Below are 24,559 nucleotides of genomic sequence, written 5' to 3'. Positions count from 1 at the left end.
TCAAGAAATCATCCTCGCGATTTCCTGAACAGCCCTTATTTTGCATCCTATTTCGATTGGCGTTACGCCTCCTCCCACTTCTGCTTGAAGAACAATCCATACACCTTGCGCACAATGATTTTGATAATCATATAGATCGGAATAATCAATAAGATGCCTATGATCCCGGCCAAGTCTCCTCCGACCAGCACAAGCACGATCGTTGTAACGGGATGGATATCCAGCTGTTTGCCGAAAACGTAAGGCGCGATGAGATTATCCTGAATTTGCTGCGCCGCGAATATGACGACAAGAGACCAAATCGCAATCGACGGCGATTCAATGAATCCGATAATCACGATCGGAACGGCTGACAGGATAGCACCGATAAACGGGATGAAGTTCATGATAACCGCAACTACGGTAAGCAGTAGAGCGTACGGCAGTCCAATAATCAGAAAGCCGATATACATCAGAACGCCAAGCGCCAGATTAATTAGTACTCTGCCCACGATAAAATGACTGAGCGATTGATTGATGTCCGTCACGACTTCAGTCGCATCGCCATGAAATCTCCGCGGGGCCATCCGGACCAGCATTTTCCCGAAGCCTCCGCTCTCCTTCAGCATGTAGAACAGAATGACGGGGAAAATAAATAAGACGACCGCTATATTCGATATAACGGAAACAAACCCCGTAACGTAACTCGTCAGAAACGTAAACCCTTTGTTTAAATAATTGGTCAGCTCTGTCAGAGGACTTACGTCCGCAGGGACGAAATCCGCTAAGAAACCGCTCTGCTCAAGCTCTTTCAGTTGTTCGTTCAGAGCGTTGAACAAGTCAGGCGCATTGTGCAGCAGATTCAACAATTGCGTGCGCAAGGAAGGCCAGACGCCAATAAACAAGGCCGCCAATAGTATGGCTACTGCCAAATAAATAAGCAATATGGCTATTCCTCGATTGATTTTTTTCTTTTCCATCCAATTGACCAGCGGAAGCAGCAAGTAATAGAAGAACACCGACAGCATCAAAGGCACGGTAATGATGGTTACGAGCGATAAAATCGGCCTAAAGACGAAATCGACAAGCGAGCCTACATATACGATCGCCAATACCATGAAAACCGCGATGCATATTTTAATAAAATGATTCAGCCTTACCACGATACTCCCCCTCTGTTTAGAACACCGTTCAAACCGAATTCGCAAGTAACGATTTATGATGATGTTTTCACCCTATACCACTTGTACGTTTCGGATATAATGTCGATCAGAGCGAATATCGCTATAATCGGGATGAGCCAATCGGTTACTCCGTTCCAAATCGATACAACCGTTTCATAACCTTCGCTTCCCGGGGACATGATCCCAGATGCCTCCAGCTGCTGGATGAAAACGGGATTCCAGATGGTCGGATCGGCCAGCATGATACCTATCAGAACCGTAGCCACGATCGATACTGCAATATGGAGCGCAAGTAATTTACCCGTTCTTTTGCGCACGATGATTCGGATACTTTCTTTCAATATTCCCAATGCGGCTGCAACCCAAACGATAGGCAGATAGCTTCGGAACACATCGGCATTCAGGAAGGGAATGACCGTACGATTCCCGTCATGGGACCTCCAGACACCAAGAAGTTCGATCGCGTACAAGCAAAGCACCGTGAACATGACCGTGAAAATAATGCCCGAGATCGGATCGCTCATTTTGATCTGCAACCTCGTATCCGGAATCTGCGGTAAGTCGGAGGGCTTCCACCCCTTGCTCTTGCTGCTCTTGACGATAGTATTTTGCTGTTCCCGATATTCAATCAATAGGAATACGATCGTGACCCAACCAAAGCCGTGAACGCAAGCATTAATTAGGGATACGATATAGTCCGTAAAATGTTCCGCTATTTCGGAAGGCTCGAAGATCGATTCAATCGCGAACATGCCGGTCATGGCAATGGCAATCGAAATCAGTACGATCTTCAGCGTCGTCAAGTAAGGCTCGAACATTTGCGGGCCGATAAGGTAACGGTCATATCCGCGATACTTAGCGGCCAGCGCATTGGGATCGCCAAGCTCAAGGAGGACGCCCTCTACATCCTTCTGGGCAGGCGGCCCTTCCGCCTCCCGTTCCTCTAACATATCTTCGATCAATCCTTGCAGCTCTTGCTTAATTTCGGCCCTTTGCCCTTCGGGCAGGCGCTGCGTTACCGCATAAATGTACCTGTCAATGATCTCCATCCCGTTTTCCCCCTTCGGATTCATCCATGATCCTTTCCATGCTGATGCTGAGCTTGCGCCATTCCTGACACAATCCCGCGTACACTTCCTGTCCAAACGGGCTAAGCAAATAGTATTTGCGAGGACGCGCTTCATTCGTATCCCATTTGCTCTCAAGCAGCTCCTGTTTCTCCAGCCTGCGCAGAAGCGGGTACAACGTGCCGGGATCGACGGCTATCCCCTTCTCCTCCAATACAGTGACAAGCGAGTATCCATACTGCGGTATGGACAATTGACTGAGTACGCCGATGACAATCGTTCCGCGCCTCAACTCGTTCAATAAACCGTTAATCGTTTCATTCACATCGGTCATATGATCAACTCCTGAAACTATTATACTGTATGATGCACACTATTGTAAATGTGACACTAATACAAATTTACAATTATTATTTGATACCATGAAAAAAACTACCCCAATCGCCGCTATAGCGATGGGGTAGCTCTATATGAACGATTTCAAGCAGCTTCACGCGGACATGACTAGTCCTCCTGATCGTCAGGCGTAATGGAAATGTACTCGATAGGAGACGAAAGAACGATGAGCGTAGTTGAATCTCCATAAACGCCTAATGCGTTTATCAACGATTCGAGTGTTTGCAAGGTTTCGCTAACGATTTTGACCAAGAAGTTGTATTGGCCGCTAATGCGATGAAGCTCCAAAACGTCCGGCGTTTGTTTGCAATGCGTGACAAATGGATCGCATGACTTCGTATGAAATAGGATATAGGCCATAATGGATTTATGGATCTTCTCTCGGGAAACAACCGTTCGATAATGGTCGATAATCCCTTTCTCCTCCATCCTCTTCACTCTTTCGGTAACTGCTGGCTGCGACAACGCAACAGATTTCCCTAATTCGGTCATTGAAATTCTTGCTTGATCCTGCAGGATCATTAAAATTTTTTTGTCCAATGCATCCATCTTATCCACTCCGTTAATTTTAAAGTCAAACCTCTAAATTACAATAGTTCTATAACCATTTATAGCATATTTCGTTTATTTTACAATGTAAAAATGGGAAGTCTATCTATATAATTCTGTGTAAGAAAGAAAAAGCACTTTGGAGGGAAAATCGCGATGGATACAAATAGATTGCTTGAGCAAGTCAAGATAGGAAGATGGACACTACGATCGCGTGTCGTCATGGCGCCAATGACGCGCAGCTTTGCGAACGATGAGACTGGCGAGGTTGGACCCGATGTCGTTGACTATTACCGGAAACGGGCCGCAGACGGAATCGGTCTCATCATCACGGAAGGCATTAATCCGAGTAAGCGAGGAAAAGGGACTTGGGGTGTTCCCGGTATATATACATCGAATCAGATCGAGGCTTGGAAAAAAGTAACGGAGGCCGTTCACGAAGAAGGCGGAACGATTGTCGCACAGCTTTGGCATGTCGGAAGGCTGACGCATTCCGAATTAACCGGAGGGCTTCCTCCGCAAGCTCCATCCCCTGTTCTCGCTGATGGTCTTGTGCATCGTTTGCGCAAACCGTATGAAATGCCGGTCGAAATGACGTTCGACGATATCCGCGATGTCATTGATGAATACCGAATAGCAGCGAGAAATGCCCTGCTTGCGGGCTTTGACGGCGTTGAGATTCATGCCGCTCATGGCTATCTCATCGACCAATTCAATTCGGATATTACGAATTCACGGACTGATCGATACGGAGGTAACTTATCCGAGCGTTTGACTTTCATGAAGGAGCTGCTCCACGCAGTTGCAGAAGAAATCGGTGCCGATCGAACGATTGTCCGCTTCTCGGAACGAAAAGATGATAGTCCGGCGTTCAGGTGGGACAATCCCGAAGAAGCTGTGAAAGCATTTCTCCGTGTTTTTGAAGATATTGGACTCTCTATTATCCATCCTTCGACTCCAAACTACACAGAAATCCTTGCGGATGGACTGACATTTCATCAATGGGTACGGAAATATTGGGATGGCATAATGATCGGCGTTGGAAATCTGGAACCTCATCTGGCAGCAAAGGCTATTGCCGAAGGAACGATTGATTTAGCTGCATTCGGACGTCCGCTGCTGGCTAACCCCGATTTTGTTGAGCGTATCAGTACTAATACAAGGCTAGAATCGTATGATCCTTCACTCCATCTCAAGTATTTGATATAAGAGTTACAACAAAAAGCCGAAACGCGAGGCAACCGCGCTTCGGCTTTTTCGGGTCAGATAACTCTCCCCTATTCTTCTAATGTTTTCCTTGAATGACCTTAAGTAAACAACCACAGGTTTCAAGATGCATTCCTTCATGGATCATTCCAAAATTAAGCAACTCGCCCGCCCGGTGAAAAACGATCGGACCAAATTGCAGCGGCTCTGCCAGTGTGATTTCCAGACTTTCGGGAACCAATTCGGATATGCGGTTGAGCTGATCGGACAAAAATTCGATTAACTCCTCTTTCGAAGGAGGCGTATCGGTCCAGTTCGACGGCGCCGTTCCGGAATTGAAGAACGATGCGTACGTAGCAGGGATGGCCGATTCCTTCGAAAAGCCAAGCGACATGTAGGCGTCCATCCAATAGATCATATGACCAATGTTCCAGCGAATCGTGTTGTTATAGCAATCAGGTCGAATATCGTACAGATCCTCTGGGATAGCTTTCACCTGTTGCAACACCAGTTGACGCACCGTTTTTGCCGAATTAATAATCATTTCCGACATGTTATATTCCTCCTTTGTAATGTGAAGCGCTTGATATGTTCCAAGTATAGGTCTCATGGAACTTCCCATCAATGCAGTGCACATTACCGGAACGTTAAGTATAAGTTAACGATTATCATTGACAGATACACAGGATGAAGGGACAATAATCAGTGAATATGCATTCATCGATGCAAATGAAAGCAGGCGTAAGCTATGGAGTTGAAACAATTACAATATTTTATAGCGATTTGCGAAGAGCTTCACTTCACAAGAGCAGCCGAGAAGATGGGAGTCAGCGCACCGAATATCAGCCAGCAAATCAGGAAATTGGAAGAAGAATTAGGGGTTCTGCTATTCGATCGAGTAGGTAAAACAATCGTACTTACTGAAGCGGGAGCGATTCTTCAGGAGCACGGCTCTGCCGTGTTCGGGCATCTTCAGCAAGCGAGCGATGCCATCGCGGATCTGAAGCGGATGCAAGGGGGATCATTATCCATCGGCGTCCTGCCAGGTGACGCGGATCTCATGTTCAATGCCTTGCTGCTGAACTTTCATCAGACCTATCCCACCATCTCGTTGTCTCTTCTGGAAACGATGAGAGTAACCGAACAAGTACTGGACCGAAGCATCGATGTCGGCGTAACCATTGGACCCGTTAACGATGAACGTCTCACGTCTATTCCTTTGTTTCACGAGGAGTTCTCGTTAGCGGTCAGTACGAATGACCCCCTTGCCATGGAAAGCTTCATACCCTTAAGCAGACTGCAAGCATTGAAGATGGTCCAGTTCCCGCTAGACCATCAATGTCGCAAGCTTATCGATCGCTTCTGCATGGACAAGGGGTTTACGCTGCAACCTCACATGGTGACGACGACGCTTTCCTCCCTACTTCAAATGGTACAGAGCGGAGTTGGCGCTTGTGTCCTACCTCGACTTCTGCTCGATAATCTTCACAATGCCAATATCCGGGTTGTGCCCTTGAGGAATCCCACGCCATCACAGGATATATGTCTGATCTACCGCAGCGATAGGTATGTCGGTTATGCCATGCGTACGTTCATCAAGGCATTAAGATCCTATATCGAGACTGCAATGAAAACTGAGAAATCCTCATAGTCATGCTCATTCATGAACGCAAGATGATGGTGAACCAATGCTCTATTTGAGGAGAGTCAAGGCGATAACATCGAATAAAACAACGAAGTAAGGAGATCGGTCTCCTTACCTCTCTAATTTTACCTTAACGCAATGGTCTTTGTGGCAATATTATTGCAAAACTCGCGATCATGTTCTACAAAAAGAATCGTTGGCGAGTACTCGAGCAGCAGCTCTTCGATTTGCATGCGCGAGATCACGTCGATAAAGTTAAGCGGTTCATCCCATATATGCAGATGAACATTGTTCTCGCAAAGGCTTTTCGCTATGAGCACCTTTTTCTTCTGGCCGCCGCTATAAGAGGATATATCCTTCTCGAATTGCACCCTGGAGAAATCGAGCTTTCTTAGAATCGCTTTAAAGAGGCTTTCTTCGATGCCATGGATTCTGGCGTAATCCGTCAGATTGCCCTTGAGATGCGAAGTATCCTGCGATACGTAAGATACTTTAAGCTGACTTCCTTTGTGGAATGTACCGGTGTACGATATAGGCTCGCCGCAGATCAGCTTGATAATGCTTGATTTACCGGATCCGTTTCTGCCCGAAAGGGCAATTCGATCACCTTGCTCAATAGTAAAGCTTATATCCTCGCAAACCTTCTTCTCCCCGTAATGGATGGAAACATGGTCAAGCTCGGCGAGCTGGTTTTTATGAAAAGCAAGCTGAGAAATCTTCAAGCTATCCGAGCTCTCCACATTTTTGAGTAGCGTCGACTTCTCATCCATCGCCGCTTGCTGCCTATTCTCGATCGATTTAGACCGTTTCATCATTTTAGCGGCCTTATGGCCAATATACCCTTTATCGACCTTCGAACCCGAATTTCTTGTTCCGTTTTTTGTTTTTTCCACTTCATGCGACCAGTCGCTCGTTCGCTTGCTCGCCTCCGATAAACGCTTGATGTCTTTTCTAAGCTTATCGTTTTCCGCGAGCTCGAAGTTATCCTGTCTCTGTTTATTTTCCCACCAATCGGAGAAATTGCCCTTCTGAATGTCTACGTTGGTCTTGTTGATCGACAGGATGTGGTCCACGCAGTTATCAAGAAAAGACCTGTCATGCGATACGAGAATAAAACCGCTTTTGCTGCGGAGATAGTCGCTGACGAGTTTTCTTGCATCCATATCGAGGTGATTGGTCGGTTCATCGATCAACAGAAAACTGTTTTCTTTCAGGAACAAGGCAGCGAGCAGTACTTTCGTCTGCTCTCCGTTCGATAGGGAATCGAATGGCCGGTACAGAACATCCTCCGTCACCTTTAACAATGAAAGCTCGCGCATCAATTCCCAGTGAACGTAATCCGGATAAATATCGCCAATGACATCGAGTGTATTCATCTCCCTATGCTCCACATGGAATGGAAAATACTCAAAGTTGACATTAGCCGATATCGTACCGCTGTATTCGTATTTGCCAAGCAACAGGTTTAGAAAAGTCGTCTTCCCTCTTCCGTTTCTTCCCGTAAACCCCAATTTCCAATCCGAATCCATTTGAAAACTTACGTTTTCGAATATATTATCGTAACTGCCGTCATAGGCAAAAGTTAATTTAGACACATTTATTAATGACATAAAAGATATCCTCCTCGCTGAAAATAAATAAAAGCTACAAGAAAGTTACCTTCTTGTAGCTCAAATAAATACAGCAAACCCTGCTTATGGTTAGAACAGGATAAGGATATATTGATTGAGTTAAAAAAGATAGCGTAACTTTCTTGCATATAAACAATAAAACAAGCGATCAAACCGTATCGCCTTGATGTTTTATTCGGTTTATATCCTCTGCAAGAAATATTACATTATCCTATTCAACCCCAATCCTTAAATTAGATGTATCGTATCATACCCGTTTTATAATTTCAAGCTTATTGAAGCCGGCTTTCTCTAAGCAAGCCTACGGTTTTCTCAATTCTGCGCTGCCTTGTTTCGTTGGTCTTCGCTCCTTCAATCGGGATGACGAACCTCCGCTTATTGCTGTAGGACAGTCCTTCGAAAAAACGCTTAGCATCCGGATCAGCCTCAAGAGCTGCCTGTAGATCATCCGGAATGGCGAGCTCTCGAACTTCGTTGTCGAGTTCGATGTCTACCTCGACCTCATCGCCGGCTTCGACGCTCGCGCCTGAACGGTGCTCGGCGCTTAGAGGGATCATGAATTTCCCGCCCATAGAGGCCACTGTGGAACGGTAAGTGTAACCTTGGAGAGTGACGCGAACGGGCGGCCGTTTACTAGTCCCCAGTGCAGCGACGATCTCATCCGGTACTTGAATGCCTGTAGCCGTCTTCTTGCTGGCTAGAATAATGGCGGTAAATTTCATACGGTGGTTGCCTCCTCGAAAAAGCGTTTCAGCACTGGTGTAATCGCGGACGGTTTGATAATATGCGTCTGGCCTTCCAAGGTTTGCAGCCTAGCGCTTGGAAGTGATCGAGCAAGAGACTGCATCGCGTTGCGCATCCAAGCCGGGCTTTTGCCGCCAACCCCTACAAGAACAGGAACGGTAACGGAGGACCATCTGCTGAGCGTTGACGCCGTTCCTCTCTGATGCTCTACGGTCAGAATCGTATCGTAGGGCAGTGTATGAGCAACCGATTTCAGCTTCTTCCATGCAGGCATGAGCGGCATCATCGCAACGGCAAAGGCAGGCAAACCCACTCCTTTTCTCATAAAATGCTTAACCGCCGCTCCTCGGCGTTCATTGGACAAGTGACCTTCCATCTGCTCCAAATAAGCTTCCGGTACCGGTGCTCGGGTGTTATCGACGACGAATGGCGCTTCATACAAAGCTAGCTTCCTTATGGATGGCAGCCGTTTCGCCGCTTCGAGCGCCAGTGCCGCACCGGAAGAGATACCGTATACGAAGGCCGACCCGCCAGCCTCCTCGATCAAAGCCGATAAATCCTCAACTTCGCGTTCGATCTCATACGGCTTCGTATCTCCACAATCGCCGCGCCCTCTGCGATCATAGGTGATTACCGCGAAATATTGCTCCAGCAGAATAGCTAGCGGCCCATTCGGACCGTTCGTTCGACTGCAGAGTGCTCCATCCACCAGAATAAGCGGGAATCCGCTGCCTATCTTATCGTAGGCAATTGCCGTGCCGTCACGCGAATATACGATGTTCATTACAACCTCCGGTTTAATAAGATTGTTAATGCTTGCAACGAGCTCATTCCGCCCGTTACTAGATCGACGAACGGCACGGAGCAGAATCGACATTTCTTCTATAATTCCTTTGTCATATAGGAGCTAAGAGGATCTTCGGTATAGTCCGCGAACGGTCCGCAGTAGCGAAACCCTAGATGCTCGTACAAGGTTCTGGCAGGCTCGAAATCCGGCGTTGAACCGGTCTCGAGGCTTAGTCGCTCGTACCCTCTGGCCTCGGCAGTCTCAATCATGCGCACCAAAATGTTTTTAGCTACGCCTTTTCTCAGATGTGCGGAGGAAGTGCGCATCGATTTGATTTCCCCGTGCTTGGAGTCGAGTTCCTTGATCGCTCCGCAACCAAGCAGTTCGTCACCTTCCCAAGCGCACCAAAAAGTAATATCCGGTTTTCTTAATTCTTCGAGTCCTAGCGCATGAACGCTTTCGGGAGGCGTATTTGCCCACATTCCTTGAAGATGTTCATTTATAAGGGCTATCACTCTCTTATCTGTGACATTATCGATTTTAATTTCCACTGCAATCACTCTCCTGTCCAAGTTGTATATGTTCATCATCCCCCCAAAGGGATCTTAACGTATCCTCAATTCGTAATCTTTGTCAACTATTTATTCCGAGTTACCAAATAATTCAATAATTGCTTGAGGAAAGCCGTATTGCGGGGTATTTCTCTTAACAGTTCCATCGCGAGGCAGTAGTGATCCCACATCGCTTTCCGTGCGCCTTCCAGACCGAGAATGGTCACAAATGTCGAATTGTTATTTTCAACATCCAGGCCGGCAGGCTTGCCGAGCGAGAGCAGATCGCCTTCCGCATCCAGCAAGTCATCCTTGATTTGGAAAGCAATGCCTGCATGATACGAATACTTCTTCAACGACGTTATCTCTTTCTCCTCCGCCTGCGCCAGGATGGCAGGCATAACGAGCGAAGCCTCAAAGGCTATTCCCGTTTTGTAATAGCTTATCGTGTTCAATTGCTCCAAAGTTAGCGCTTTGCCTTTGGCATGCAAATCCATGGCCTGACCCGCACTCATATCCGCCGCTTTCTGGGACGAATATCGGATAACGGCAAGCACGGATTTTGGATCGAACGCTTCCAGGGACGCTTGCTCTTCAATCCCTTTCTGGATCAGAAATAATCCCGTTAATTCCGCAATGGCGCTATTATGCAGCTGATGAAGCGTTGGTCGCCCCCTACGGGAAGACGAATTATCTTGCGACGGCAGATCATCGAAGATCAAGGAGGCGGTATGCATATATTCCAAGGACCTAAGAAGCGGCAAGATCCCAGTAGGACTCAGTCCATATTCGTTCACGCCCATGACCCATGTCAATATCGGTCGTAGACGCTTGCCGTCCCCAGTAAGACTATAGTTGGCGGCATCGATAAGGGTCTCTTTCATGGAAGGAATCCCGATCGGTTTCGAAATTTGCAATTGTCGGTTGATCTGTTCGCGAACGGTTTCGATCGTCTCCGCGAAATCCTCCTTCTCCTGCCGGTCGTTCCTCAGTACGGACACCATCTGATCCCGCAGCAGTTTATCGTAGAAATCGACGTTGTCCGCCTTGTCGACCATCCGTTGAATATAACGATTGAACGCCGGATTCCCAGAGGCGAATATGTCCATGATTTCATTGTATTTCACAAGACCGACTCGTTGCTTGCAGCGCTTGAGGCCGTTAATGGCACGGGCTAACAGCACCTCGCGGGACTTGGCATCGGAGTCGTACACGTCATGAATCAAGAAGGAGATTACCGCCCAATATAATTCGTAAGGGTTGATGAGATCGGGACGCTGGTTTCTATGCTTCAAATAATAGGTATACGCCGTAACTGCCCCGTCACTCATATCGTCGAACATATCCGCGAAATCATCTGCGAGCTGATTATAAATCCCATAATAGAAGGTTCGTTTATCGAAGCCTTCATCCCCATCGGAGCCAATCACGGAACGGACAATCAATCGCGAAGAGGATGACTTGATAATGACGGGAAGATAGAGATCTTCGTTCGTGTAGCTCGGATTCGAAAGCTCCTTCACGCGGTCCATATGCTGGGAATGAAAGAATACATAAGACTGTTCGGAAAAAGACTGCAAAGTATCCGGCCGCTGATGCCTCTTAATAAAATCGAATGCGTCTCGGAGCTCCTCATGAACGAATTGGATTAGATCTCTGTTGTTACCGTTCCATTCCCCTATCCCAGCTATATCCGGCACGGCTCCATCCACTAGCGTGGTTCGAATCATCTGCGAATATTGCTCCTTCTCCTCCGCGTTCAAGACGCCCGAATCGAGAAGATCATCTATGAACGGATAAGTCAGACCATAGGAATAACCGAGTCTGATCGCTCCATCCAGTCGCTTGGCACGTTCCTCCGGCAATACCGAATCGTCCATATCGTCCATGACGTGCAGAACGACGCCAACGATCAATTTGATCAGCTTGCGCACCGCTTGCTCCGCGTTCATTCCTTCCGGAATATTCGAGGTTACGATCCTTATTTTACCGATCACCCAGATCGCGGCGTTTTCGATGCCTTCCTTCTGTGCCCATCGATACAACCCAGCCATGCTCATGAACGAGGGCTGTTCCCCTTGCTTGGCTCCGGAGTTGCGCATCAAATGATTTTTAACGTCATCCACGACTCTTTGTATTCGAGCCTTCGTATCCCGAGCATGCAGTGCTTTGCCCAAATCTCTCATATAGATGTAAGAAACGCTTCGATCCAAATAATCGTCCAGCTTTCCTTTATCGCTCAGCCATCGGATGTATTTGCTATAATGCCGCGCTTCCGGTTTTCTGTTTCTTCTCGTTAGAAACGAAAGCAGCGAATGAGGCTGCACATGAACCTTTTGCCATAATTTAATGTCTTCCGTTAAGGTTGTTGCATAAGCTTTGTTCGCAACCTGCCCAGCAAGCGTTGCAAAGTACCGAGCTGCCTTCTGCTCAGCTTGTTTATACCATGTATCGGAACGTTCGGATACCACATTCATACGGTAGATTAACTCACCTTCTATTTATGATAAAACAATAATACGCGTCAAAATGATCCAGGTTACGGCAACTAATCAAAGTATTAGCGTAAATGCGAGTTGTTTCAAGCCCTTTGATGACTAAGGCCGTTAAGGACAAGCTCATGAAACATCTCGTTTAACTCCATTGCGCTGCAACTTATTTTATTATCCATCCAGTACAGAAGTAGCCACTTGTAACAACGCTCCTCCCAAGATGCTGAACAGTCTCCTGCTAAATGTTCAATAATGAATATTTTAGCATCTATTGTTCCTGGACTGGAGGTTTTTTTTCAATATACTGAGAATCGAAGGCGATTTACAAACATCGTTACGGAGGTATCTAGGTTGAATGAGATTGTTTAACGAAGGATCGGTACACCAATTGATGATTGGCAAATTTGAAAGTTTTTCCGTTAACGTCTACTTTTTCGAGGAAGAAAACGAATTAACGCTTATCGATACTGCTTTACAAGCATTTACAGACGATATCTTGCAAGCTGCGCAGCAGCTCAACAAGCCTGTCCCTAAAATCTTGATCACCTTTTATGTTTCAAGGCGAGAAGCAAAGTTATTGAACAATGATATGACACTTGAACCAGGTGAACCCAATACTCCTATTATGGGTAAATTCACCACGAACCTCATGGCAAAACCCGACTTTCTCGTTCAAAATGGAGATCGAATCGGATCTTTAAAGGTTATCGCGGTTCCCGGTCATACGCCAGGTTCAACGGCTTTTCTTGATGAGCGATACAACGTCCTCATTGCCGGCGATGCCTTTCAAATATTGGGAGGACTTGCCGTAGCGGGAGTAGTGCCGTCATCTTTTCCAATACCTGCCAAACGTACATGGAACAAGGGTCTAGCGGTAGCATCCGTACGCAAATTACTTTCCGTTAACCCTTCTTTGCTCGCTGTTGGTCACGGCATGATGCTGAGCGATCCCTTCGAAGCAATGGAATGGCCATTGACGAAGCAACACGTCTCCTATGAAGAAGAGGCAGCCTCCTAAGAGACAGCCTCCATTGTTGCTTTATTTACTTCGCTTGAATATAACCTTCCGCTTTCAGCAATTCGGCGATCAGCACGGCGCCGCCTGCTGCTCCCCGCAGCGTATTATGGGAAAGACCGACGAATTTGAAATCGTATAGGGAATCCTCGCGCAGTCTGCCCGCCGATACGCCCATTCCGCGCTCGATGTCGCGATCCAACTTCGTCTGCGGTCTGTTCTCTTCTTCGAAGTAGGTGATGAATTGCTTGGGCGCGCTTGGCAAGCCAAGCTCCTGCGGACGGCCCTTGAAATTCAGCCAACGAGCGAGAATCTCTTCTTTCGAAGGCTTGTTCTCGAACGATACGAAGACGGTAGCCAAATGTCCGTCCGTTACCGGAACGCGGATACACTGTGTTGTGATCAACGGCGCACTTGCTTTTACAATTTCATTATTTACAACGCTGCCCCAGATCCGAAGCGGCTCTTGCTCGCTTTTTTCTTCCTCGCCGCCGATATACGGGATCACGTTGTCGAGCATATCCGGCCAATCGGTGAAGTTTTTGCCTGCTCCGGAAATCGCTTGGTAGGTCGAAGCAACAACTGTCGTCGGGTTGAATTCACGCAGCGCATGGAGCGCAGGCACATAACTTTGAATGGAGCAGTTAGGTTTCACCGCAATGAAGCCGGTGGACGTACCTAGACGTTTTCTTTGTGCAGCAATGACATCCATATGGCCTGGGTTGATTTCCGGAATAATCATCGGGATATCCGGTGTCCAGCGATGAGCCGAGTTGTTGGAGATGACCGGCGTTCCAGTCTTCGCGTATGCTTCTTCCAAGGCTTGGATTTCGTTTTTCTTCATATCCACCGCGCAGAAGATAAAGTCGACGTCGGCAGCAACCTCTTCTACTTTGGAAGCGTCTTGTACGACGATTTGCTTTACTTCTTCGGGAATCGGGGTAGCGAGCTTCCATCTTCCTTGTACGGATTGCTCATATGTTTTGCCTGCCGAGCTGGCGCTGGCTGCGATTGCTGTAACTTTGAACCATGGATGCCCGTCGAGCAATTGAACGAAACGCTGGCCAACCATGCCCGTTCCTCCGACGATAGCGACTTTTAGTAATTGTGACATATGCTATTCAATCCTTTCGATTTAAATATGAAATATGAATCGGCAACCTATACTATGTTAACTGCGAGCTATCCTTTCCATAAAGGCAACAAAAAAATCCCACCCCCAAGACAAATGTCTTAGGGACGAGATTTGTATACTCGCGGTACCACCCCAGATTCGCTAATATGTCGCCATATTAGCCTCTTCAAGTACGGCATTGCAAGCAATGCTTATACTTTAGCTCTGTAACAGGAGCTCCTGGCACACTATCCCCGGTTGGTCACGGTTCCAATGCGCTGCTCTGAGTCTTTGTTCAATAAAGTACGCTTTGCTCCTTTTCAGCGGACGGAGCTCTCTGTGAAAGTATCCCTTTATTTACTCGTCTCTTCATTGCATTTGATATCGATTATATTAACAAATTCCTTTTCAAAGGTAAACAATTTTTTTGCAAAATAGTTCAAATTGGAGAACTATCCCTCTTCCACATCCGCCGTCAATTCGCTTGCCACTTCCATCATCATTGGAATAACGGCATCGTTGCTGCCTGATACATAAATATCTCCTTGATAATACCGGAACGGGATTAACGCTTCCCCATAGCTCCACATGAAGAAATCGCCTTCGATCGTCATGGTCGTCTCGCCGTTGGCGATAAACACAGGCGAATAGGTAAAATCCGGCTTAGTCGCAAAATATCGTCTGCACTCCTCTAACGATATGCCTTGCCCAGAGTCTGTATGTTGTTGATATTCTCTTGTAATCCGATAGCGCTTGCTCATCAAATGGCCTCCAGTTCTTTAATCGACGATTGCATAAATTTCATTTTACAGCGATTAACGAGCCGTCGCAAATGATTGACAATGTACGTTGGAAAATATACGATGCGTACGAAACGATAGCGAGTATTCGTGTATACCGGCGACTTAACCAACTTAGGCAAGGGCTCATCTACAGGGATAAAGCCGAATTAGCCCCCATTCACAGCCACGGACAGTCACGGGTCTGCTTAATTTCCTCGCAACCATGATCGTCTTCTTGTTACACGCGTATAATGTTTAGCCTATCGAAAACGTCCACGTCGAAATACTCTCTCCGTCTGGCCGTTCCTCGCTTATCGTAATAAGCAGCGTATTTTCATCCACCCAATCATATCCTATGATGTCAGCCGAGCGACTCACTGTATCTGGAAGCGAAGCAATATCGACTAGGGTATGTCCTCGGATATCCAAAACCTTCAAATATCTGGCTTTCGGCTCGTCGTCTGGAACGAAAATGGCTGCAAAATAGGTGTTATCGGGACTAAAGCTTGCGTAACCGTCTTGTCTGCTCGAACCATCTATGGGAAAGGAAACCATTTCACTGACCGTACCCTTCTTACTGATGCTAGCGATACGGAATTCACTTCCCCCGCTCTTAAACGGCGTATAATACGCAATGATCTCATTTTGAACGTCATAAACCATTGGAGAATCGCCTCTAAGGTCTAGCTTCGATTCTTTACCATTTAAATGAACCATTACATAAGTACTGCCTGAATTATTATATTTACTGCTAATTACACGCTGCGAGTCGAGCCATCCGGCTAACAAATAACTATACCCTTCCGCATGGGCGATCATCGTTTCTATACCGGACGCGATATCAAGCGCGAACAAAGCGCTATCCCCGCTCCCAACGTCGTGTTTATCACCGAAGTAAACCATTTGGGTGCCATCGGGGCTAAGCCTCTCATCTCCATTCCAAGCTACAATCGGTCCCCCTGTCCATTCCATAGCCGTTTTGGCCAAATCTTCATAAGTTTTTCCATTATAGGTTGAAGGAGTTAATCGTTTAAATTCGTTACTCTCGTCGTTTATTCCCCATATCCCGTTTTCCGCAACAAAATAAGATTGTTTGCCATCTTTTGTCAACGTAAATCCTAACGGAAAGTCATTTCTATCTTGCGGGATCGTAATCGAACGTCCATCTATTTTCAGTCTTTGCAGTTTGAGCGCGAACCCTGCTGTACCCGTATCGAGCTTGGCTTCGAATTTTGTTGTAACTACGTTTTCCAAGGTGTTTTTGCCGTGTAGAGCCACTACATGGAGCGCTCCTTCAATCAGCTTATTTTTGTCACGGTGACGGGCTTGTATTCGATTCAGCAAAATAGGATTCTCTGTATTCACTGGCAGCTTATCATAGTGCTCATCTCCGACGAATACCCAGCCCTTCGTTTCCTGCGGCTCGGCACTTGCTTCCGGAGAAGCATCCCTCTCTTCTAAAGCTTCATTCGAACTGCAGCCTGCAATCGTCAGCATGCAAGTCACGATGAAGATAACAATATATTTCCCTTGCTTCATCCGAACCCCTCCGGCATTAACAAATAGTTCCAACCATCAGACGGGGTAGACGATCCATAAGTTGCATGAGCCAGTCATTTATTAACCCTTAAATCGCAACAGTCTCATGCTATTCAATATGACGATCAATGCTGCTCCCGTGTCGCTAATGATGGCAATCCATAACGTCAGCACATTAGGAAAAATCAATACCAAAGCGGCAGCCTTAATCAGAATAGAGAACCAAATATTTTGCTTGATGATGCCTAGCGTCTTGCGGCTTAGCTTAACCATATAAGGCAGCTTCTCCAGATGGTCGGCCATTAACACAATATCTGCCGTTTCCATAGCCGTATCGCTGCCCGCCCCTCCCATAGCGATGCCAAGATCGGCTGCTGCAAGTGCGGGAGCATCGTTAATGCCGTCCCCGACCATCGCGACCTTATGTCCATGCGATTGCAATTGCTTGATTGCTTCGACTTTATTTTCCGGCAGCAGATCCGCGTAATATCGGCTTATTCCCGTCAATGACGCTATATGGTTCGCAGTTCCTTCATGATCGCCAGTCAACATGATCGCTTTCTTGACGCCTGCGTTCTGCAGTTCTGACAGCGCTTTGACGGATGCTTCGCGTACCGTATCCGCTATTGCAAGGATGCCGACAATCTCATTCTGCGAACCAATGATTACGATCGAATGACCTTCCTGCTGCAAAGGAGCGATTAGATGCTCATACTCCCCCAACGGCGTATTGAAGAGTTCAACTAACTTCATATTTCCGGCAAAATATTGCCGGCCTTCAATCTCTGCTGTAACCCCTTTGCCAGTGATATTTCGATGTCCGCTCGCCTGGCGAGTTGCATAATCATGCTGTTCCGCATATTGAACGACCGCTTTCGCGATAGGATGCGTCGAGAATTGCTCCAACGTGAATGCAATGGAGATCAGCTCCGATTCACTTATGCGATCTGCGATCACTTTAACAACGCTTGGTTTACCTTCTGTTAGAGTGCCTGTTTTATCGAAAGCAATCGCCGAGAGCTTGCCTGCTATTTCGAGATAGACTCCTCCTTTAATAAGGACTCCGTTTCTAGCCGCATTGCCGATAGCCGAGACAATCGCTATAGGTGTGGAAATAACGAGTGCACATGGACAAGCGATGACTAATAGCTCCAGTCCTTTATAGAACCATTCGCTCCACAATCCCAAGCCGAATAACGGCGGCATAAGCATGACAATCAGAGCAAGCACAAATACAATAGGCGTATACACTCTCGCGAATTTATCGACAATGGCTTCCGTCGGCGCTTTCTTCGCTTGCGCTTCTTCGACGAGATGAATGATTTTTGCAAGAGCCGTGTCCATTCCCCGTTTCGTGACGGTGATCTCCAGCATGCCATGCTCGTTGATGGATCCCGCAAAGACCGTATCGCCAACCTGCTTATCCACAGGAATCGATTCTCCCGTGATAGGCGCTTGGTTGACGCTCGACTCGCCGGAGGATACTTTGCCGTCCAATGGAATGGAATCGCCAGGATTAACGACGATAATATCTCCCACCGCTACGTCTCGTACAGCCTTCTCGATCCGTTCGTTTCCGATCTTCACTTGAGCAACTGGCGGCGTCAGTTGCAACAGGCTTCGAATCGAGTTCCTCGTTCTCTCGATTGACGCCGACTGAAGCATATTTCCTAAGGCAAACAGCCAGACGACTGTCGCACCTTCAAGCATTTCGCCGATTATTGCCGCGCCTATGACGGCTGCCGACATGAGTACATTCATATCCAGCGACCGGCTTTTGATCGCATAATAAGCGCTTCTGGCAGGTTTGTAACCTCCAATGGCAATAGCTAATCCATACAGCACCGTTATCAGATTCGCAGATACGCTTCCCGCATAGCTGCCTATAATACCTAGTGCCAGGAGGGTGCCGGATCCGACTACCGCATGGAATGCGCTTTTATCCTTTTTACGCTCGGCTGTGCGCTCATTTGACTCTACCGCGGCCCGGAATCCGGCTTTTGACACCTCTTGGATAATCTCTTCCACCGTACTGCCGTGTTCGATCGCCATCTTTCCCGTTGAGAAGTTGACGCTGACTTTCTTCACTGCGGGATTACTCTGCAAATGCTTTTCCAGCGTCAGCGCGCATGATCCGCAATCCATCCCTTCAATAATATACGTCTCGGTTAATCTTGAATCCGGCTTTTCACGCGGCTGCTCGTCCTGAGTCGGTGATTCATTTAGAATCACTAAGCTTTTCTTTATCGCCATCGATTAACGCCCTCCTCAATGCTTCGAGCAACAATTCAGCTTATCGATCTGTTCACATGCCGCCACTTCGTTCTCCACTTGATTGAACACGACATCCATAGCATCAATGAAAGAAGCGATCTGCTCATTCCGCAAGCTATAATAAACGAACTTTCCTTCCTGCCGACTAACAATGATGCCGCAATCCTTCAAACAAGAGAGATGCTGGGATATATTCGATTGGCTGCCCTGCATTTCGTCCACGATTTGGGACACTGTCTTCTCGCCTTCCTTAATGGAAGCAAGAATTTGCAATCTTGATTTATCGCTGAATCCGCGCATGAATTTGGCTTTCACATCGTAAAGTGCCGTTTCCATTCCTTAAGGCCTCCTACTCATATTACTGTTTACTAATATGTATATTATATTAACGAATACTAATATGTGTGTCAAATGAGGCTGTCTCGAAAGTGTCGTGATACGAATAAAGTTACTGCGAAAATCCAACATAGCTCTCCACCACCATTAGAGTCCACCCAAAGTTACTGCAAAAATCCAACATAGCAACCAGAGGTTAGCTGCAAACGAACAAAGGGCTATCCCTAAGCCATTGGCTTTGGGGACAGCCCTTTACGCATACTCGTCTTATTTGTTTTTATCGTGTCTGTACCAGAAAGCTAAAGGTATGAGCAACAAGGAAAGCACGCTGCCGGCTATCGTAAGAGCTGCGTAACTCGCCCCTGCAACGACCATGCCGGATAAGGCGCCGCCCGAAGCCCCGGCAATCGCGATGAACACATCGAGCGCGCCTTGCGTCTTGGCTCTGTTTTCTATGTTCGTTGCATCGACGACCAATGCCGTTCCGCTTATGAGGCCGAAGTTCCAACCGAGTCCAAGCAGCGCCAATGCTACGATTAGCAGCGTCAGCGAGTCTGCGGGCGCTATGGCGGCAATGACTCCAGCCAGCAATAAAGTGAAGCCTGCAGCAAACGCCATTCGAATTCGTCCGAGCTTATCGGCTAATATTCCGGTGAAGAGCGACGGCAAGTACATCGCACCGATATGGATGCCGATAACGAGCCCTACCGAGCCGAGACCGTGGCCGTGATGCTGCATATGGATTGGCGTCATCGTCATAATCGCGATCATGACGACTTGGGTTAATACCATGACGGCTGCGCCTACAATAATTCCTTTGCGACCGGCAGCCAATGACTGTTGTGTAGGAGAAACTTGGCTGGTATTATCTTTCCGCGCCTCGGCAATCGTTTTGGCGATAAGTAGTGGATCAGGACGAAGGAAAGCGAGCAGGATCAATCCAGCGACCGTGAATGCGGCGGCGGATAGGATGAACGGGCCTGCCAGCATGGGAATGCCGTTAGCTTCGGCGAATTCGCCCATAACCGCCACTAAATTCGGCCCGGCGACCGCTCCGAAAGTCGTCGCTACCATCGCTATGCTGATTGCTTTGGCGCGCTGCGAAGGCTTGGCCAAGTCGGTACCGGCATATCTCGCCTGCAAATTCGTAGCGGTTCCCACACCATAGATGATGAAGGAAAGAAACAAAAGAATAAGACTGTCCATGACGGCCGCGCCGACAATGCCCGCGGCTCCGACGCCTCCACACAGGAAACCGGCGGCCAGCCCGATTCGGCGGCCGTTTCTCTGAGATAATTGGCCGATAAGATACGCTCCGGCAGCCGAACCAAGCGTAAGTAACGCTACAGGCACGCCTCCATAGCTATCCGTCCCCAGCATATCCTTGGCGAGCAGCGCGCCGACTGTGACGCCAGCCGCAAGGCCGGCCCCTCCGAACAGCTGCGCCAGGACGACTATGATTAGCGTTCTCTTGTACAGTTGCTGCTGCTTTTCGGGCGAGGAGCTAAAGGACTGAATGAGTTCTGCTGAATGATGAATGGGAAACCCACCCTTCTAAACGATATTTTGCTGCTTAATTATATCGTCATAGGCGGCATAAAGATACGATTTTCCTCTCATTTCGCCCCATTTGAACTCGTCCCCCGCTAAGCATCCATCTTCAGATCGCCTTCGTTTTCAATGAACACCTCGAAGTGAATCTCTGCTTTCAAATTCGGCAAGTAGTTCGTTCTCCACTTTTGGAGCTCATCTCGGCTCAGCTTGTTGCGAAAGAGCTGGCCAAGGCCAAGGATATCCGCTTCCTCCTCCTTCATCATCGTCAGAACATGGTTAAACCTTTCAGTCAGCGTCAATTGCAGCTCCTTCTTGATCTCGTCTTGTGTCGGTTGGCCCTTCTTTTCCAGCAATGCGACACTGAGCGTAATCTTGCTTTTTATCAGCGGTCTTCCGTCCACGATCGAACTGCGGTTCGTTATACGGTTATTTACGATCTGGACCGTGGCGCTATTCATGACCTCGATCTTGCCCTTCACATCCATCCCGCTGAAAATGTTGGTCATCAACGTTTCATCCGGCGTCATTCGCCCTACCATTTTGCCGTTTCGTATGATGGCGCTTCCTCTAGTCTCTACGATCGTACCTTTTCCCGACTTAATGATCGGAATCGCTTCGTCACGCGTATAGGAATGAATGCTGCGAAACAGCTCCCATATTCGGGAGGTCGCCACTTGCGGACTCCAGCCAGCGTTCGCCCTGAAGAAATCTTGAATCAACGTTCCGTTATTTTTGCTGTATTGTTGAATATTATCGAAAAACTGATCGATCGGCTCATCGCAGATTACGGCCATTGTTTTGGGAGATATATCATGCGATCGCAAAAAGGCCGATATAGCATCGTTCAACCCGCTTTCGGCATATGCTTTATCGATCAGGATCACCTTTAGATGCAGCAGATCCATCTGCGTTTCCATGTTAGCGCCTATCCGGTCGACGATCTCATTGATCGTGGCTCCCGATGCTTTGACTAGCCGAAACTCAGTCCCCTGCTGTTGGCTGGGCTCGGGGATTTGCAGCACGATATGATAGTGATCGTCAAGCTTCGATATCCCCATTACGATAGGCAATGAGCGATGATTAATATCCTTATTGTCCCAACAGCCTGTTAGTGTAAGCAATATAGCGGTTATCCCGATTACTGGCAGTACTCGCAAACCGATGATGCTCATGTCTTAACCCCAGCTTTCTTTGAATGACGAATGCCTAGAATGAGCATTAGGGCGGGAATAATAAGCATCGCATAGACGCGAAAAATTGTATTTATCAAGAAAAAGCGCTCGACGGTATGCCAGTCTGGAATAAGCTTGCTTATCGTGAAGATGATGATCGTGAGCGGGAGCAGGATCGTTCCTTGCTTAACAGGTACGGCGACGCGAATGATGAGAGCCGTCTTCCACAGCAGCAAGGCTAGGAACAGCATAACGAACGAGATTAAGCAAATCATGAAAAACATCGATATCCGATCAAACATCAACCAGTTGATTTCGATCGTCTCCGCTGTCTCTATAAATGGCAAACTGAATAGTACCGCCGTGTTCCGGCCGAATGTCAGAATCGGAATATATACCGAAATGAGTAACATAGGCAGAAGAATAAAATAAGCGCGGCGCACGCTCGATGACTTATAGGTGATGTAGGGCTGAATGAAGCCCAGAAATAGAAACCCTCCACCGAGAGAGAGCAAACTGTTCATATACGCCGGCGTGAAAAGGAATGTGAACGAGATGACCTTTTTATCCAATAACGGAAACAGGTAATGCCAATCCACATTTTGAAATGAGCTTGCCAGAATGAACAAGACGATCGGCGTGCCTAGAAAGACGAGCAATACCGACGTCCGGAATATAGCCTCCAAGCCAAGAAAAGCGATATAGGACGAAATGGCGATCAGCAGGAGCATGACTGCCCAGATTGGCGTGCTCGTCAGAAAGATAATCCTAATGACCTCCGAATAGGCACGAAAGGTGACTATGCTAACGCTAACCAAATATACGGCAAGCGGAAGCAGCAGGATAATCGCTGCGGGCTTCCCCATTTGTTGAAAAATCTGAATGACGTTGAGATTGTCGAAGTAGCTTAATCCTTTCATATAAACCGTAATAATGACGAAATAGAAAAGGAAACTGGTCACAATCGGAACCCAATGGCTGATTTCTACGCCCTCGATGATTTGTCCGGGATAGAAGAAGAAGATCAGACCCATATGTCCAATTAAGAACACCGATATGACTTGAGTTGTTTTAGCCATTGGCATCTCCTCTTGACTTCATAATATGCACATACGGAATTCCGAAAGAATTAAGGCTTGCCATATAGGCGCATATGACAACCATTCCCGCCACAAGTCCGTACAATCCGAACAATGCCGATAGAACCAGAATCAAATACTTGAATAAACGAATCGAAAGCGAGTTATGAAAGCCTACGACGGTAGAACTGGAAATCGTCGTTGCCGCAAGCACGATTATAAGTAAATTGCTAACCAGCTTGGCGCTGACGACAGCCTGTCCGAGTATGATGCCGCCAACCATCGTGAGCGTCGGACCTATGCTTCGAGGCAGACGGATGCTCGCTTCGAAGATCAGCTCCAATATGAGAAGCAACAGCAGCGTCTCCACCAAAGACGGATAAGGAACATCCATCCGGCTTCTGGCAATCGTAAGCGCAATCTCGATTCGGAGCATATCCGGGTTTATAGATACGAGCGAGACGTATAGGCCAGGTATGATGATATTGGTCAAGACACCTAAAATACGAAGCAATCGCGTCAAATAAGTGAATACGATCAAAAAATTGCGATCGTTCTCCACGGCAAACATATCGGTTAGAAGACTCGGTACAATAAGGGCGAATGGAAACCGGTCAAGCAGAATAACGACCTTCCCCTTCTGCAGCGCCCGTTCCACCTCTTGAGGCAGCTCGGTCGTATTGAACTTCGTAATGGTTGACCATTTGCTGAAGCCTAGCACCGCGCTTAATTGCTGCAGATTCTGTACATTCATGCCGATATTCGATTCAATCCGCTTAACAATAGACTCCAGCAGATTCGGAATGACAAGATTTTGCATGTAAATAAGAACGATTTGCTTCTGCCGGTCAGGGCCTAACCCATACGACTGCGTACGTAAATCTTCTGAGGCTGCTTGTTTCCGTATCAATCCGATATTCGTCTCCATATCTTCTACGAACGCGCTGATTGAGCCGCGAAGCACGTTCTCTGTGACAGGCGCGTCGATCGATCGGGACAGTACTTTCGAATACGGGTGGAAATCTACGAACGCGTCCACTGATTCGAACCATATAACAAGCTGTCCTCTCAATAGCAATGACACGATTAAATCCTCGCTCGGATCTTCAATGATCTGACCGATACTGTCCATTAAACGACTACGGTGTCCATCATGTTCGCTCGGATTAACTCTTGCCGCCTGCGCATGGAGCTCATTTATCGATTCGGCAACGCTCATGAACGACTGGTAGCCTAGCAATAAAACCGGTTCGTTCGACAGCATCATTTTATATCGAAAAAAATCGGAATCTTGGCCTAAACGGTTAATGATTTTATCCACTACATCCACATAAAAAGTCCCCTCTATATTTTCTTTTTATGTTTTCCCTTTTTTCACCAACTATGCATACGGAACAATTCTTTCTTCATTTCTGGTCATACCAAAAAAGCAACCCGCCTCAAGTGGGCGGGTTGCTTCCGTT

At 47.4% G+C, this 24,559-nt stretch carries 22 protein-coding genes and 1 other annotated feature; of the genes, 3 read left to right on the top strand and 19 right to left on the bottom strand.

Annotated elements, in window-relative coordinates; genetic code table 11:
• Positions 1-62: 62 nt before the first annotated feature.
• The 4 genes from J2T14_RS10035 to J2T14_RS10020 form a co-directional block, all read right to left on the bottom strand.
• Positions 63-1,142: an AI-2E family transporter gene (locus tag J2T14_RS10035; RefSeq protein WP_307470338.1), complete on the bottom strand. Its 1,080-nt coding sequence runs from the start codon at positions 1,140-1,142 to the stop codon at positions 63-65.
• Between the two features lie 53 nt (positions 1,143-1,195).
• Complete coding sequence (locus J2T14_RS10030; RefSeq protein ID WP_307470336.1) at positions 1,196-2,212, bottom strand: hypothetical protein; 1,017 nt, start codon at positions 2,210-2,212, stop codon at positions 1,196-1,198.
• Positions 2,199-2,564, bottom strand: coding sequence for a PadR family transcriptional regulator (locus tag J2T14_RS10025; protein WP_307470334.1), 366 nt, complete (start codon positions 2,562-2,564; stop codon positions 2,199-2,201). Before J2T14_RS10025 ends, J2T14_RS10030 begins: the two co-directional genes overlap by 14 nt.
• 170 nt (positions 2,565-2,734) lie before the next feature.
• Positions 2,735-3,175: an Lrp/AsnC family transcriptional regulator gene (locus tag J2T14_RS10020; RefSeq protein ID WP_307470332.1), complete on the bottom strand. Its 441-nt coding sequence runs from the start codon at positions 3,173-3,175 to the stop codon at positions 2,735-2,737.
• Between the two features lie 156 nt (positions 3,176-3,331).
• Between J2T14_RS10020 and J2T14_RS10015 the strand changes: the two genes are divergently transcribed.
• Positions 3,332-4,384, top strand: a complete 1,053-nt coding sequence (locus J2T14_RS10015) for an oxidoreductase (RefSeq protein WP_307470330.1) — start codon at positions 3,332-3,334, stop codon at positions 4,382-4,384.
• Between the two features lie 76 nt (positions 4,385-4,460).
• Here the strand turns inward: J2T14_RS10015 and J2T14_RS10010 are convergent, their stop codons facing one another.
• Complete coding sequence (locus tag J2T14_RS10010) at positions 4,461-4,934, bottom strand: DinB family protein (RefSeq protein ID WP_307470328.1); 474 nt, start codon at positions 4,932-4,934, stop codon at positions 4,461-4,463.
• Positions 4,935-5,129: 195 nt separating this feature from the next.
• Between J2T14_RS10010 and J2T14_RS10005 the strand changes: the two genes are divergently transcribed.
• Positions 5,130-6,032 (top strand): LysR family transcriptional regulator, encoded by a 903-nt coding sequence (locus J2T14_RS10005; RefSeq protein ID WP_307470326.1) that lies wholly within the window; start codon positions 5,130-5,132, stop codon positions 6,030-6,032.
• Positions 6,033-6,151: 119 nt separating this feature from the next.
• Here J2T14_RS10005 and J2T14_RS10000 read toward each other — a convergent pair whose 3' ends face one another.
• The 5 genes from J2T14_RS10000 to J2T14_RS09980 form a co-directional block, all read right to left on the bottom strand.
• Positions 6,152-7,636: an Lsa family ABC-F type ribosomal protection protein gene (locus tag J2T14_RS10000; protein WP_307470324.1), complete on the bottom strand. Its 1,485-nt coding sequence runs from the start codon at positions 7,634-7,636 to the stop codon at positions 6,152-6,154.
• A gap of 293 nt (positions 7,637-7,929) precedes the next feature.
• Positions 7,930-8,379, bottom strand: coding sequence for a YdeI/OmpD-associated family protein (locus J2T14_RS09995; RefSeq protein WP_307470322.1), 450 nt, complete (start codon positions 8,377-8,379; stop codon positions 7,930-7,932).
• The gene (locus tag J2T14_RS09990) at positions 8,376-9,185 is read right to left on the bottom strand and encodes an alpha/beta fold hydrolase (protein ID WP_307470321.1); all 810 of its coding nucleotides are present in this window, start codon (positions 9,183-9,185) and stop codon (positions 8,376-8,378) included. The genes J2T14_RS09995 and J2T14_RS09990 overlap by 4 nt, the downstream gene beginning before the upstream one ends.
• Positions 9,186-9,283: 98 nt before the next feature.
• Complete coding sequence (locus tag J2T14_RS09985) at positions 9,284-9,739, bottom strand: GNAT family N-acetyltransferase (RefSeq protein ID WP_307470320.1); 456 nt, start codon at positions 9,737-9,739, stop codon at positions 9,284-9,286.
• An 86-nt stretch (positions 9,740-9,825) separates the two neighbouring features.
• Entirely contained in the window at positions 9,826-12,216 is a 2,391-nt protein-coding gene (locus tag J2T14_RS09980) for a polyprenyl synthetase family protein (RefSeq protein ID WP_307470318.1), read from the bottom strand.
• Between the two features lie 370 nt (positions 12,217-12,586).
• Between J2T14_RS09980 and J2T14_RS09975 the strand changes: the two genes are divergently transcribed.
• Positions 12,587-13,249: an MBL fold metallo-hydrolase gene (locus tag J2T14_RS09975; protein WP_307470316.1), complete on the top strand. Its 663-nt coding sequence runs from the start codon at positions 12,587-12,589 to the stop codon at positions 13,247-13,249.
• A gap of 25 nt (positions 13,250-13,274) precedes the next feature.
• Here J2T14_RS09975 and asd read toward each other — a convergent pair whose 3' ends face one another.
• The 9 genes from asd to J2T14_RS09930 form a co-directional block, all read right to left on the bottom strand.
• Entirely contained in the window at positions 13,275-14,360 is a 1,086-nt protein-coding gene (asd, locus tag J2T14_RS09970; protein ID WP_307208279.1) for an aspartate-semialdehyde dehydrogenase, read from the bottom strand.
• Positions 14,361-14,478: 118 nt separating this feature from the next.
• Positions 14,479-14,742: a binding site (T-box leader), on the bottom strand.
• A 70-nt stretch (positions 14,743-14,812) separates the two neighbouring features.
• Positions 14,813-15,121 carry a hypothetical protein gene (locus tag J2T14_RS09965; protein ID WP_307208280.1) on the bottom strand — a complete coding sequence of 103 codons (309 nt, stop codon included), beginning with the start codon at positions 15,119-15,121 and terminating at the stop codon, positions 14,813-14,815.
• A 276-nt stretch (positions 15,122-15,397) separates the two neighbouring features.
• Positions 15,398-16,681, bottom strand: a complete 1,284-nt coding sequence (locus tag J2T14_RS09960; protein ID WP_307470315.1) for a hypothetical protein — start codon at positions 16,679-16,681, stop codon at positions 15,398-15,400.
• Positions 16,682-16,762: 81 nt separating this feature from the next.
• On the bottom strand, positions 16,763-18,934 hold the full coding sequence (locus J2T14_RS09955; protein WP_307470313.1) for a heavy metal translocating P-type ATPase: 2,172 nt from the start codon (positions 18,932-18,934) through the stop codon (positions 16,763-16,765).
• Between the two features lie 15 nt (positions 18,935-18,949).
• Entirely contained in the window at positions 18,950-19,291 is a 342-nt protein-coding gene (locus J2T14_RS09950) for an ArsR/SmtB family transcription factor (protein ID WP_307470311.1), read from the bottom strand.
• A gap of 267 nt (positions 19,292-19,558) precedes the next feature.
• A complete protein-coding gene (locus J2T14_RS09945; RefSeq protein WP_307470425.1) occupies positions 19,559-20,830 on the bottom strand; it encodes an MFS transporter in 1,272 nt (423 codons plus the stop codon).
• Positions 20,831-20,937: 107 nt separating this feature from the next.
• Complete coding sequence (locus J2T14_RS09940; protein ID WP_307470309.1) at positions 20,938-22,017, bottom strand: Ger(x)C family spore germination protein; 1,080 nt, start codon at positions 22,015-22,017, stop codon at positions 20,938-20,940.
• Positions 22,014-23,096: a GerAB/ArcD/ProY family transporter gene (locus tag J2T14_RS09935; RefSeq protein WP_307470307.1), complete on the bottom strand. Its 1,083-nt coding sequence runs from the start codon at positions 23,094-23,096 to the stop codon at positions 22,014-22,016. Before J2T14_RS09935 ends, J2T14_RS09940 begins: the two co-directional genes overlap by 4 nt.
• A complete protein-coding gene (locus tag J2T14_RS09930; RefSeq protein ID WP_307470305.1) occupies positions 23,089-24,426 on the bottom strand; it encodes a spore germination protein in 1,338 nt (445 codons plus the stop codon). Before J2T14_RS09930 ends, J2T14_RS09935 begins: the two co-directional genes overlap by 8 nt.
• Between the last annotated feature and the right edge of the window lie 133 nt (positions 24,427-24,559).

Source organism: Paenibacillus harenae (genome assembly GCF_030812415.1).
Classification (GTDB): Bacteria; Bacillota; Bacilli; order Paenibacillales; family Paenibacillaceae; genus Pristimantibacillus; species Pristimantibacillus harenae_A.
The sequence above is the reverse complement of the archived record's forward strand: the minus strand, read 5'-3'. Positions and strand labels throughout refer to the sequence as shown.